The following is a 13,175-nucleotide window of genomic DNA, read 5'->3' on the forward strand; positions in this document are numbered from 1 at the left end:
GGTCAGGGTGGCGGACGAGCGGACGCGATACTTCCGGAGGCTTGGTCGGCTACGCCGGTCCGCCCGACGATGGAGTGTGCTGGCCGGCGGGCTCGGCGGCGCCGCGGCGGTGCTGACCCCGTACGCCGGCCTTGGTCTGCCAGACGCGGCCTGGGCCGGCGCCGCGGGCAGTGCGGTGGCGCTCGCCGCCTGGCGATGGATCGACGTGCGCGCCCTGGCCGCCCAGCCGGCGCCCCCGGCGCTCGACCCGGCCGAGGCCGCGGCCCGGTCGCGGGCACGGTTGGTCGCCGCCGTCGAGCGGCTGCCGGTCGGCCCGGGTGTGCTGGCCGAGGTCCGCCGGGTCCGCTCCCGGATAGCCCTGCGCGGCACCAGCGCGGGTGAGCAGTGGGCCCGTCTGGACCGGGCGGCCCTCACCCTGGCCGGGATGGCTCCCCGGCTGACCGGGCTGGCGGAGCCCGCGGTGCAGGAGGCCGCCGCCGCCGATGGTTCACTGCGCGACCTTGCCGCTCGGGTGGCGAGTGTCGAACGAGCGCTGCGGCTGGCCCCGGCCGACGCGCGGGCGCCGCTGGCCGAGGCGCACGCCGTGCTGACCGCCCAACTGGAGGGCGGGGTCGCCGCCTACGAACGGTTGGTGGTCGCCGCCGCCGGCTACCTGGCCGAGGACGCCCGACCGGAGACCGCCCACCCGGCAGCCGACCGGCTCACCGAGGCGACCGACCTGCTGCACGGGGTTGCCGGCGCACTGGCCGAGCTGCGCGCCGTCGGCACCCCACTGCGCGCCCCCACCCGCTGAGCGGGCAGCGCCGGCCGGTCACGGTGGGGTCGTGACCAGGACCAGGCCGGTGTACGGCGAGCTGCCCACGACGTTGAACGACCGGATCCGGTAGTGGTAGGTGACGCCCCGGGCCAGCCCGGTGTTGGTGAAACCTCGACCGGTCACCGTGAAGGTGGCGACCTCCTGATCGAACGTCGGGTCCAGGGCCCGCTGCACGATGAACCCGGAACCCTGGCCGGTGGGTGTGCTCGCCGTCCAGGCCAGGACCACCGTGGCGGTGTCCGGCCCGGGCGCGCTGGCGGTGACGCTCACTCCGGTGGGGGTGCCCGGCGCGGGCGGTGAGGTCACCGTGGCGACCGTCGACCAGGCCGAGGCGGCGCCCAGGTAGGTGGTCCGCACGCGGTAGTAGTACGTGGTGTCCGGTGCCACCGTGACGTCCAGGTGGTTGTCACTGACCCCGATCGCCGTGGTGCCCGGGCCGCTGGTGAACGTCGGGTTGGTCGCCCGCTGCACGTCGATGCCGGTGGCGAACGACCGGTTCGACCAGCGCAGCGCCACCCGTAGCGGCGCGGCCGGCGGGAGCGCCGCGACCAGGCCGCTGGGCGCGGCCAGGTGCACCGAGGCCGGTACCCCGTTCGACCAGGACGAGTAGCCGACGGCGTTCTCGGCCCGGATCCGGTAGTGGTAGGTCACGCCGGGGGTGACCGTCGCGTCCGTGTACCGGGTGGCGGCGGCCGCGACGGTGATCGTGGTGACCTCGCCGCCGAAGGTCGCGTCGGTGGCCCGTTGCAGCAGATGGCTGGTGGCGGGTGGGCGTCCACCGTTGCTGGTCCAGGCCAGGGAGATCGCGGGCAGCGCGGTGGCCGAGCCGGACACCGGCGTGGCGGTCAACCCGGTCGGTGCCTTCGGCGCCACCCGCAGCACCAGTGGCCGGGTCATCCCACCGTCGCGGTGACCGGCGAGCTGGCTGTGCCAGCGGTACTCCCAGCCCAGGTTGACCAGTTGGTTGACCACCATGGCGGGTCGCCCGTCCGCGGGGCTCACCGGGGTCGACCCGGTACGGGCCCCGGCCGGGCGACCCGGGTCGAGCAGCCGGACGCTGTCGCCCAGCTTGAACGGCAGCACCGGGGCGATCGGGCGCAACGCCACCACGACGTCCTCCCTGGGGTTGACCCGGACGATGTCCTTCCAACCCAACTCGGTGCCGTGCGGCGGCCGCAGCGTGCCGTCCCAACCGACCCGGTTGACCACCTGCACGTCACATCCACCGAAGTGCAGCGGCTCGGTCTGCCGCACGGCGCCACTGATCCGCCAGAGTTGGGTGCCGTCGCCCGGTGCGCCCACCGGCAGGGCGGGGTCGGTGGCGAAGAGCACCTCGGTGACCGGGTCGGTGGGGCCCAGCGGCAGTGTCGCCGGGTTGAGCGGCCCGGCGTGCGGGTGCCCGACGCCGAGTCGACCGGCCAGCCGGCCGTGGTCCGGCTCGAACACCTGCTGGGCGGCCTTGACCGTGATCGGCAGCGTGACCGGGCCGGCGCCGCCTGCCGGGGTGAACGTCACCGTGTTGGCGTGCACCGGCACCGTCGTCTCCGACCCGGTACGGGTGCCGAACGCCGCGTCGTAGGCCGGCTGCGGCACGATCGGTGGGCGCTGGCTGGCCGCGTACGCCAGGGGTAGCCGCTCGCGCAGCCGGGTCAGGTCGTACGGCTGTGCGGGTACCCCGCTGACCCGGAACTGGAGCAGGGTGCGGGTGTTCGGGCCGTACCCCGGCTCGGTGGGAGGGGGGCCACCCTCGGCGGTGCGGTCCGGTGCGTCGGTGTGCTGGTCGTAGCGGGGGTCGTAGCCGGGCAGCGGAGCCGGCGCGTCGTTGTACAGGATCAGGGTGCTGCCCGGCGGCACGGCGGAGAAGTCGACGAGCACGTCGGCCCGCTCGCCCGGGGCGAGCAGCAGGGTGTGCCCGTCGACGTTCAGCACGGTCGGGTCGAGCCGGTCGTAGCGGTAACCGATCGGTCGGTTCGGCAGCACCACAGGTGCCGGCAGGAGGCCGGCCTCGTTGCCGATCTGGACGAACTCGGGCCCGGCCGCACTCGGGTCCGGCACACCGCCGTCGCGTCCGTCGGTCGGCCACCCCGCCGGCCGGTCCGCCGCCCGCACGGCGGGCACCATCGGCACCTCACCGGCGTCCGCGTCGGCGAGCGCGCCGTCGGCCGTCCACATCGCCGCGTCCGAGCGGGCGCGGTAGAGCTGGAGGTTCAGGTTGCGGTCCAGACAGGCGTTGAGGATCCGGAACCGGTACGCGCGCGGTCGCACCTCCAGGTACGGGTAGGCGACGCCGTTGACGAGCGGGGTGTCGCCGTACGCCTCGGGGACCGCGGACGGGTGCGGCAGGTCGGGGCTCAGCGGTGGTTCGTCGGGCGCGTCGACCGGGTCGTGGTGCGGGTTCGGGGCCCCGCCGTCGGTGTGTGCGCCGTCCGGGGTGGGGCTGTGCGACCAGGGGCCGTAGTCCCAGCGGCCGGTCGGGTTGCGTCCGCCGGCCCGGTAGGGGTTCTGCCGGGGCTGGTAGACGTGTGGGTGCCAGAGGCTGCCCCGGGCGCCCCAGCGTTCCCGGTCCCAGGTCGGGTCCTCGGCGGCGAGTTGGGTGTCGTCCGGCACGAACGTCTTGTCCTCGATCACCAGGGGTAGCTGGTCGGCCGGCAGCACCCCGTCGGCGACGAGCTGGTCCTCGGCCGGATCGGTGAGCAGGTACAGCGCGAGCTGCCCGCCGTAGACGGTGAGCCGGGCCAGGCCGAGTGTGTTGTCGTGCAGCCACAGCAGCCGGCCGCTCTGGTCGTTCGGGTAGTAGAGCGTGGTGGCCCCCGCGCCCGGTGCCGGCATGTCCGGCACGTGGGTCACGCCCACCCCGGTCGGGTACGGGGTGATCTCTCCGGCCGGAGTGATCCACTGCCCCGGGCTGCCGGCGCTGGTCCAGCCGGTCTGCGCCCCGGCCAGGTGCAGCACCGCCCGGTTCTGCGGGTACGGTGCCGGTCCGTCCAGTGGGCCGAGACCAGCACCGTCGATCGTGTCGTCCACGGGCAGGAACAACTCGCCGGCCCGGCCGGTGGGGAGCTGGTTGATGAACTTCACCCGGACCGGCCGGCCCCGGCGGGCGATGATCATCGGGCCGAGGTGCCACGGCCGGTCGGGGGGCGCCACCGTGTTGTGGCCCGTCGCGTCGGTGCCCAGATTGAGCTGCCGGTAGCCGCGCAGCCGGGTGGCCGGCAGGTCCCGGTGCAGCCGCTGCGCGTACTCCTGTAGACCGATCTCGTAGTAGTCGCAGCCCGGATAGCTGATCGTGTCCGGCGCTGCCACCGGCAGGTGGCTGCCGAGGTCGGTGCGGCCCTGCTGGGCCGGAGTGGGCAACGGGTCGACGAACTTGCGCAGCCCGGTGCCGGGCACCACCCGCCCGTTGGGATCCCGTGTCGGGCGCGGGCTGTGGGCGAAGTTGGGCACGGGACCGAAGCATCGTGGCACCACGGCCGGGTCCAGGCTCGGTGCCGGCGCGGTCTCCTCGGCGGTACGCGCGGCCGGCACGGACGCCGTCCGGCCGTTGGCGGGCTCGCCGGTATCGCGGGTCGTCCGCTCGAAGAAGGTGGAGCGGAGTCTGCGGAACATCGCCATGACTCTCCCCGGGGTCGGGGCACGAGGTCCGCCACCCCGACGTGGCGGGACCTCGGCACTCTGCTGACGGTCGGTGAGGGTTCAACCGCAGCATGCGACTCCGGCGGCCGGATAGGAATTACCCAATCGTCCGTTTCTGGGAGGACGTCGCGCAAGAAGTGGCCTGGTCAGCTGGGCGCAGGCGGGTCCGGGTGCTCGGGCTGGCAGACCGGGCACCAGTAGGTGACCCGTTCGCCCAGCTCCTCCTTGCGGATCGCGGTGCCGCAGCGGCGGCAGGGTTGGGCGCGGCGACCGTACACGTAGCTGGTCTGCCCCCGGTGCAGCGAGCCGGTGCTGCTCTGCGTCCACCGACCGCGGTTGGCCGCGAGCAGCCGCTGCGCCAGGGCCACCATGCCGGGCAGGTCCGGCACCGCGCCGACCGGCGTCCACGGCGAGACACCCCGCAGGAACAGCACCTCGCACTTGTAGAGATTGCCCACCCCGGCCAGGTGGCGTTGGTCGAGCAGCGCCTCGCCGATGGTCTGCTCCGGGTGGTCGGCGAGCCGGCGGACCGCCTCGGCCGGATCCCAGTCCGGGCCGAGCAGGTCCGGGCCGAGGTGGCCGACCAGCCGGTCCTCCTCGACGGTCGGCACCAGGGCCATCTCGTGCAGGTGGTAGCCGACCGCGACGGCGCCGGGGCTGCGCAGCACCACCCGGATCAGGTGTGCGGGCCGCCCGGTCCAGCGTTCCCCCGGTGCGTACGCCCGCCAGGCGCCGTCCATCCGCAGGTGCGAGTGCAGGGTCCAGGGAGCCGCGTCAGGGGCGCTGAGGCGCAGCAGCAGGTGCTTGCCCCGGCTGGCCGACTCGCGCACGGTCCAGCCGCTGAGGTCCGTGGTCGCGAGCTGCGGCACGCGGAAGTCGCTCTTGGTGATCCGCGCGCCGGCGAGCGCACGGTGCAGCAAGCGCGCGGTGTTCCAGACGGTGTCGCCTTCGGGCACGCTGCCATCCTCCCTCTTTTGAGCAGAATTCGCATGTGTCGCTATTTGTACACAGGTTCCTCATGATCTCCCTACATGCGAGGGTCAGGAAGTTCTGAGGAGAATGCCCATGACGCGACCGCGTTGTCCTATCCCATCCGTCGCCCTCATCGCCACCCTCACCCTCCTGCTCACTGCCGCGCTCCTACCCACCGTCGGCGGCGTTGCCGACGCCGCACCCGGCAGTCCGCTCGTCCTCACCGCTGCCGCTCCGAGCGGCGAACGGTGGGACGCCGACCTCTCCGTCGTCGACCGCGACGACGTCAACGTCCGACGTACCGCCGCCGGGCTGCGGCTGCGCGAGGCCCGGGCCACCGGGCACCGCGCGCGAAGCCCGCACAGCGCCGTCGCCGAGGGGATGCTGCTGACCACGTCCCGCACCCTCGCCCGGCCGGCCACCCGGGTCCGCGCCGAGATCAGCGCGTCGGTCCCCACCGGCGCGACAGTGGAGGCGCAGGTCCGCGGCTGGCGGGCCCTCGGCTGGACGGAGTGGCAGGCCGCCACCGCCGGCGCGGTCTTCGACCGCCCGGTCACCCGGGTGCAGACCCGGGTGGTGCTCACCGCACCCAACGGCGGTGCCACCGCGACGGTACGCGCCGTGCGGCTCACCGCCGACGCGACCGCCGCCGTGTCCGCCGCCACCCCCGGCCGCACCTACCGGGTGTACGCCACCCGCATCGGGTTGGTCGGCGAGGTGACCGCCAACGGTCGTATCGTGCAACCCCGGGACCACTTCGTGGCGTTGCCGTCGCGGCGTGGGCTCTCTCCACTCAACACCGGCGACTACACCGTGCGGGTCTGCACCACCAACGGCGCCCGCTGCGAGTACGCCCCGGTGTGGGACGTCGGGCCGTGGAACACCCGCGACGACTACTGGAACCCGTCGTCGGTGCGGGAGAACTGGAAGAACCTGCCGCAGGGTCGGCCCGAGGCGCAGGCCGCGTACCAGTCCGGTTACAACGGCGGGCGGGACCAGTTCGGGCGGACCGTGCTCAACCCGGCCGGCATCGACCTGGCCGACGGCACCTTCTGGGACGGCCTCCGGCTGACCACCAACGCCTGGGTGGACGTCGCCTACCTGTGGACCGGCGGCGGGCCGCGTGGCGTGGTCGGTGACGGCCCGCTCAACATCCGCTCCGGGGCCAGCACCTCGTACGCGGTGCGGGGTCTCGCCGCCCGGCTGGCGCACGTGCCGATCCAGTGCTACGTCACCGGGCAGTCGGTGGCCGGCCCGTACCGCACCACCACCCGCTGGAACCGCCTGGCGACCGGCCAGTACGTCAGCCACGCCTACATCTCGAGCGTGTACGGCGGCAGCGTGCCGGTCTGCTGACCCGTGCCCGCCCCGTCGAGTGCTGCGTCAGGGGCGCTCGTCGGGGCGGGCCGGACGCACCATGTCCTGGTAGCGCGGGTGGCTGGCACCGTAGACGGCGTAGTTGAGTCGGGCGTGCGAGAGGCTCAGGTCGCCGTTGGGGCCACCCCGGACCGCGTCGGCGTCGGCATCGGTCTGGCCGTCGTCGGTCCAGAAACAGACCGGGCAGGTCCCCCCGCCGGTCCGGGATGCGCAGCAGGGACAACCCACGGGAACCACTTGTTCACCCACCGGGGCAGCATTCCACAGTCGAATATCAGCCCGATACCCGCAGGAGGTCCCCCGTGGTCGCCGTCAGGAGGTCTGCATGTGCTCGGCCGTCGAGCGTACCGCCGACGCGTGGCCGACCGGTGGATGGCGGAAATGGGACAGCGCGGTGGCCGACCGGCCACTGCCAACGCCGAGCGGCACCGGGCAGACTGCCCTGGTGACAACTCGGAGCCTGCCCGCCCTCGGAGTCCTGCTGGTAGCCGCCGCCGTCACCGCCGGCTGCGGCGGTGACGACGCCGATCCGTCGAGCGCGGCCCCCACCGCCTTGTCGGTCTCGGCCACCACGGCCAGCGGTCTTCCGGGCGCGTCGATGCCCTCGGCGGCAACGCCAAGCGCAGGCGGTGCCGCGCCCCCGGCGGCCACGCCGTCCGTCGCGCCGCAGGGGCCCACGCAGCGCCGGCCGGCCAGTCCGCCGCCGGTGGTGCTGCCGCAGCGCCCGGCGGGTGCGCCCGGTGCCACACAGGTCGTCAATGCGTTCAGGGCCGCCGGCCTGAAGGTGCCGCACCCGAAGGACCGCTCGGTCGACTGTGGGCCGGACGGCCTCGGCCTGGGCTGTTCCGAGCTGATGGCCACCGACGCCGTCACCGTGTACGTGTTCCCGGACGAGACCAGCGCCAGTGACATCGCGGAGACCTGGGGCGGCCAGTCGTACCAGCGTGGCGCGGTGGTGCTGAACTATCTCGAGGCGAAGACGCCCGCCGCCGACCGGATCCGCTACGAGAAGGTCCTCAACGGCCTGGGCTGAGCACCGGTGCGCGGTGTCGAGGCCCGGGACACGCCGGTCATCGCCCAACCACGTGCGTCCCGCCCGGCCGGGCTCTCGAAGGGGTGGGGTGGGTCAGCCGCGCAGGCGCAGGCCACGGGGGGTGGCCCGGAAACCGGCGGCGGTCAGCGCGTCGCGCAGCGGTGAGGAGTGCACCGCCTCGCCGTCGGCCCGCTCCACCGACATCGCACCCAACGCGCCCGAGTGGACGGCATCGGCGAGCGCCTTGCCGGCCGCGGCGAGCGTGTCGGTGTCGTCGCTGAAGGAGAGCAGCGTCCGGCCGCCGCGTTCCACGTAGAGGACGAGGTCGCCACCGACCTGCACCACCAGCGCACCGGCCTTGCGACCGGCCCGGTGCCCGGTGGCCGGGGCGGCCCCGTCGCCGGAGTCGAGCACCCGCTCCGGCCAGGGCAGCGCCGCCCCGTACGGGTTGGCGGGGTCGGTGGCGGCGAGCACGGTGGCCGGCGCGCCCCGGCCCCGGGCGCCGTCGGTGGGCTCGGCCAGCGCGCGGAGGCGGTCCACCGCGCCCGGCACCGCGAACTGCGCCGCGCCCAGCCCTTCGACGAAGTAACCCCGGCGGGCCGCGCCGCGCTCCTCCAGCGCCGACAGCACCGGGTAGACCGCTGAGAAACCGCCGACCACCTGCTCGGCCATCACCGCGCCGCGGGTGACCACCCCGTGTCGCTCCAGCAGGACGTCGGCGAGCGCGGCGGCCCGTCGGGTCGGGTCGACGTCCCGCTCCGGCAGGCGTGACCACCGACCGGCGACGGTCGGCGGACCACCCCGGGTGGGCAGCGCCACCCGACCGGGCCGCCGGTAACGGGTGCGGGGCGCGGACGGCCGCGAGCGGTGCGCACCGCCCGCGCCGAGCACCGCGCGCAGCGGGGCCAGGGTGTCGTTGGTGAGGTGCCCGGCCCAGACCAGGTCCCAGATCACGGTGGTCAGCGCGGCGTCGTCGGTGGAGCCGACCCGGTCGGCCAGCGGCCGGAAGAACAGTGCCTGCCCGTCGCCGAGAGCGTCGAGCACCGCGTCGTGCAGCGGGGTACGGGTCAACGCCTCGTCCGGCGGCGGAAGCAGCAGCGGTGCGGCGTCCGCGTACGCGAGGGTCACCCAGCCGTCACCACCGGAGATCGCCCCCGACCCGGCCCAGAGCACCTCTCCACTGGCGCACAGCTCGTCGAGCTGGGCGGGCGAGTAGTCGGCGACCCGGCCGGGCAGGACCAACCGCTCCAGGGCGGACGCCGGCACCGCCGCGCCCTGCAACTGCTCCACCGTCGCGGCGAGCGCCTCTACACCTCGGGCGGACGAGCCGACCTGCTGCCAACGGGGCAGGAACGTGGCGAGCGCGCGGGGCGGCACCGGCTCGATCTCCCGGCGTAGCGCCGCGAGCGAGCGGCGGCGCAGCATCCGCAGCACCTCGGCGTCGCACCACTGGGCACCGGCGGAGTCCGGGGTGAACTCCCCGGACACCACCCGCCCGGTGGCGCCGAGCCGGCGCAACGCCTGCTCGACGACGAACACGCCGAGCCCGAAGCGGGCCGCGCAACTGGCCGCGGCGAACGGCCCGTGGGTGCGGGCGTAGCGGGCCACCAGGTCACCGAGCGGATCGGCCACCGGGGCGAGGTACGCCTCGGCCACCCCGACCGGCAACGCCACGCCGAGGGCGTCACGAAGTCGGGCGGCGTCCTCGACGCCCACCCAGCGCTGCTCGCCGGCGATCCGGACCCGCAGCACCCGGCGGCTCGCCTCCAGCTCGGTCAGCCACGCCTCGGGCACACCCCGCTCGGTCAGCTCGGTGTCGCTCAGGTCACCGAGCACCCGCAGCAGCTCGACGACGTCCTCGGCGTCGCGGGGGCGGCGTTGCTCGGTCAGCCACCGCAGCTGCCGATCCGTCTCGGTGAGCACGGCCGGGTCGAGCAACTCGCGCAGGTCGACGCGGCCGAGCAACTCGCCGAGGAGCGTGGAGTCCAGGGCGAGCGCGGCGGCGCGACGCTCGGCGAGCGGCGCGTCGCCCTCGTAGAGGAACGCGCCGACGTAACCGAAGAGCAGCGACCGGGCGAACGGCGACGGCGCGCTGGTCTCGACCTCGACCAGCCGCACCTTACGGGTGGCCAGGTCGCGCATCAGGCCGGCCAGTGCCGGCTGGTCGAAGACGTCCTGGAGGCACTCCCGGGCGGCCTCCAGGGTGACCGGGAAGTCCGCGTACTCGCGGGCGACGTCGAGCAGTTGAGCGGCGCGTTGCCGCTGCTGCCAGAGCGGTTGGCGGCGGCGCGGGTCGCGGCGGGGCAGCAGCAGCGACCGGGCGGCGCACTCCCGGAAACGGGCGGCGAAGAGCGCGGAGGTGCCGACCGACTCCTCGACGAGCTGGGTGATCTCGTCCGGCTCGAAGACCACCACGTCGGCGCCGGGCGGCTCGTCGGCGGTGTCCGGAAGTCGCACCACGATGCCGTCGTCGGAGGGCATCACCTGGGCGTCCACCCCGTACCGCTCGGCCAGCCGGCGACCGACGGCGAGCGCCCACGGCCCGTTGACCCGGGCACCGAGGACGCTGTGCACGGCGAGCCGCCAGTCGCCCAGCTCGTCGCGGAACCGCTCGACCACGACGGTGCGGTCGTCGGGCAGCGAACGGGTGGCCTCCCGCTGCTCGCGCAGGTAGGCCATCAGGTTGCCGGCGGCCCAGTCGTCCAGCCCGCCGTCGCGCAGCGCGGCCAGCGCCGCCTCGTCAGTCTGCCGCAGCAGGGTGCGCACCCGGGCACCGATGGCCCGGCCCAGCTCCACCGGCCGGCCCAGCTGGTCGCCCTTCCAGAACGGCATCCGCGCGGCCTGACCGGGGGCGGGCGAGACCAGCACCCGGTCGGGCGTGATCTCCTCGATGCGCCAGGAGGAGGAGCCGAGCAGGAAGACGTCGCCGACCCGCGACTCGTAGACCATCTCCTCGTCCAGCTCACCGACGCGGGCGGCCCGCTCGGCGCCGGCCAGGAACACCCCGAACAGGCCCCGGTCCGGGATGGTGCCGCCGCTGGTCACCGCGAGTCGTTGTGCGCCGGGACGCCCGGTGAGCAGGTCGGTGGCCCGGTCCCAGACCAGTCGGGGGCGCAGCTCGGCGAAGGCGGTGGACGGGTAGCGGCCGGAGAGCATGTCCAACACCGCGTGCAGCGCCGAGTCGGGCAGCTCGGCGAAGGGCGCGGCCCGGCGGACCAGCACGGCCAGGTCGCCGAGCGCCCACGGCTCCAGCGCCACCATCGCGACGATCTGCTGGGCCAGCACGTCCAGTGGGTTGCGTGGGTAGTGCAGCTCCTCGATCGCGCCCTCGGTCATCCGCTCGGCGACCACCGCGCAGGACAGCAGGTCACCGCGGTGCTTGGGGAAGACCACCCCACGGGAGACCGCCCCCACCTGGTGCCCGGCCCGGCCGACCCGTTGCAGACCGGCGGCCACGCTGGGTGGGGCCTCGATCTGCACCACCAGGTCGACAGCGCCCATGTCGATGCCCAGCTCCAGGCTGGAGGTGGCCACCACCGCCGGCAGTTGACCGGACTTGAGCGCCTCCTCGATGTGCTTGCGCTCCTCCCGGGAGACGCTGCCGTGGTGGGCGCGGGCGATCACCGGCGACGCGCCGGTGGCCGCGCCGGACTGGGCCATCACCTCTGCCGGTGGCCGGTTGCGCACCGGACCGGCGGGGCCACCCCACCGCTGCGCGCCGGACGCCGGGTCGCGGTCGACCGCCAGGTCGTCGCCGGCCGACAACCCCTCCGGTACGCCGAGCGCGCCCTCGGCCGACACGGATGCGGCCTCTTCGGCGGCCAGCTCGTTGAGCCGGGCGCAGAGGCGCTCGGCGCTGCGGCGGGAGTTGGTGAAGACGATTGTCGAGCGGTGCTGCCCGATGAGGGTGAAGACCCGCTCCTCGACGGCCGGCCAGATCGAGGCGCGACGTGGCCCGGGGCCACCGAGGTCGTCCTCCGGTGGTTGCTCCTGCTCGTCGAGGCGGGTCATGTCCTCCACCGGGACCTGCACGCTGACCTCGATGGTCTTCGGGGTGGCCGGCTGCACCACGTCGACCGGGCGGGCGCCGCCGAGGAACTGTGCGCAGGCGTCGATCGGCCGGACGGTGGCGGAGAGGCCGATGCGTTGCGCCGGGGTGGGCAGCAGCTCGTCGAGGCGTTCGAGGGAGAGGGCCAGGTGGGCGCCACGTTTGCTGCCGGCCACCGCGTGCACCTCGTCGACGATCACCGTCTGGACGCCGCGCAGTGAATCGCGGGCCGCGGACGTGAGCAGCAGGAACAGCGACTCGGGTGTGGTGATGAGGATGTCCGGTGGGGTGCGGGCGAAGGCTCGGCGCTCGTCGGCAGGCGTGTCGCCGGTGCGCATGCCGACGGTGATGTCGGGCGGTGCGACGCCCAGCCGGGTCGCAGCCTGCCGGATTCCGGCCAGCGGGGCGCGCAGGTTGCGTTCGACGTCGACGGCGAGGGCCTTGAGCGGGCTGACGTAGAGCACTCGGCACCGCTGGCGGGCCTCGGCCGGTGCCGGTTCGCGGGCCAGCCGGTCCAGTGACCAGAGGAAGGCCGCGAGCGTCTTGCCCGAGCCGGTGGGCGCCACGACGAGGGCGTTGCGGCCGGCGGCGACGGACCGCCAGGCGCCGGTCTGGGCGGCGGTGGGCGCGGCGAAGGCCGCGTCGAACCAGGCACGGGTGGCCGGACCGAACCCGGCGAGCACCGTGCCGGCGTCTGCGTCTGCCCCGGTCACCGGTCCATCGTGCCCCGCCGGTACGACATCCACGAGCGAGCCGATGCGGAATGTGCCCGACTAAAGCAAAAAGCGTGGAAGGTGCGCTTAACGCGTTAAGTCTCACTTAACTGCTTGCTTCTATGGAGCAACATAAAGTAACTTCACTCGCAACGCGAACCGGGGTGAGGGGATTTGATGGCCGGCGAGCAGCGCACCGTCGAACCGGGCACCGACGTGCTGATTCGCAAGGTCGACAGCCATCTTGCCGCGCTCCGCGGTGGTCTGCACGGCCCCGAGCTCGAGCTCGCCGAACGCCTCGCCCGCTGCCTGCGGGAGCTGGTCCTCTGCACCGCCCAGGCGAGCGCGGCCGATCGCGGCCAGGTCCGTGTCGCCGTCCACTACTTCGTGCTGCGTCGGGAGAGTCGTGGCCGGTTGCTCTCGGTGCGGTCGCTGGCCGCCGCCGAGAGGGTGGTCGACCGGGTCGCACGTCAGCTCGGCCGCCTGGACCTGTTGGCCGAGTCGCACCGCAGTCGCCCCGCTCCGGACGACACCACAGTGCTCGGCAACGCCCTGCTGCACTGATCCCTCCCCGCCCCACCC

The 13,175-nt window shown here is 74.3% G+C and carries 8 protein-coding genes; 4 read left to right on the forward strand and 4 right to left on the reverse strand.

What is annotated here, in order from left to right; all coding sequences use genetic code 11:
* The first annotated feature begins 7 nt into the window (after positions 1 to 7).
* Positions 8 to 793: a hypothetical protein gene (locus ABGB10_RS29050; RefSeq protein WP_278138014.1), complete on the forward strand. Its 786-nt coding sequence runs from the start codon at positions 8 to 10 to the stop codon at positions 791 to 793.
* A gap of 18 nt (positions 794 to 811) precedes the next feature.
* Here the strand turns inward: ABGB10_RS29050 and ABGB10_RS29055 are convergent, their stop codons facing one another.
* Together ABGB10_RS29055 and ABGB10_RS29060 are read right to left on the reverse strand one after the other, a co-directional pair.
* The gene (locus ABGB10_RS29055) at positions 812 to 4,429 is read right to left on the reverse strand and encodes a hypothetical protein (protein ID WP_347664175.1); all 3,618 of its coding nucleotides are present in this window, start codon (positions 4,427 to 4,429) and stop codon (positions 812 to 814) included.
* Between the two features lie 167 nt (positions 4,430 to 4,596).
* Complete coding sequence (locus ABGB10_RS29060) at positions 4,597 to 5,406, reverse strand: DNA-formamidopyrimidine glycosylase family protein (protein ID WP_347664176.1); 810 nt, start codon at positions 5,404 to 5,406, stop codon at positions 4,597 to 4,599.
* 109 nt (positions 5,407 to 5,515) lie between these two features.
* Here ABGB10_RS29060 and ABGB10_RS29065 point away from each other — a divergent pair, with 109 nt between their 5' ends.
* Positions 5,516 to 6,778 (forward strand): hypothetical protein, encoded by a 1,263-nt coding sequence (locus ABGB10_RS29065; protein ID WP_347664177.1) that lies wholly within the window; start codon positions 5,516 to 5,518, stop codon positions 6,776 to 6,778.
* A gap of 27 nt (positions 6,779 to 6,805) precedes the next feature.
* On the opposite strand, the gene ABGB10_RS29070 is transcribed toward ABGB10_RS29065, so the two are convergent.
* Positions 6,806 to 7,048 carry a CPCC family cysteine-rich protein gene (locus tag ABGB10_RS29070; RefSeq protein WP_110566168.1) on the reverse strand — a complete coding sequence of 81 codons (243 nt, stop codon included), beginning with the start codon at positions 7,046 to 7,048 and terminating at the stop codon, positions 6,806 to 6,808.
* Between the two features lie 196 nt (positions 7,049 to 7,244).
* On the opposite strand from ABGB10_RS29070, the gene ABGB10_RS29075 reads away from it, so the two are divergent.
* Positions 7,245 to 7,832 carry a hypothetical protein gene (locus ABGB10_RS29075; protein ID WP_347664178.1) on the forward strand — a complete coding sequence of 196 codons (588 nt, stop codon included), beginning with the start codon at positions 7,245 to 7,247 and terminating at the stop codon, positions 7,830 to 7,832.
* A 93-nt stretch (positions 7,833 to 7,925) separates the two neighbouring features.
* Here ABGB10_RS29075 and ABGB10_RS29080 read toward each other — a convergent pair whose 3' ends face one another.
* Positions 7,926 to 12,593, reverse strand: coding sequence for a DEAD/DEAH box helicase (locus tag ABGB10_RS29080; protein WP_347664179.1), 4,668 nt, complete (start codon positions 12,591 to 12,593; stop codon positions 7,926 to 7,928).
* A 177-nt stretch (positions 12,594 to 12,770) separates the two neighbouring features.
* On the opposite strand from ABGB10_RS29080, the gene ABGB10_RS29085 reads away from it, so the two are divergent.
* Complete coding sequence (locus ABGB10_RS29085) at positions 12,771 to 13,157, forward strand: hypothetical protein (protein ID WP_347664180.1); 387 nt, start codon at positions 12,771 to 12,773, stop codon at positions 13,155 to 13,157.
* Positions 13,158 to 13,175: the final 18 nt, after the last annotated feature.

This window comes from Micromonospora sp. B9E7 (genome assembly GCF_039871815.1).
Taxonomy (GTDB): Bacteria; Actinomycetota; Actinomycetes; order Mycobacteriales; family Micromonosporaceae; genus Micromonospora.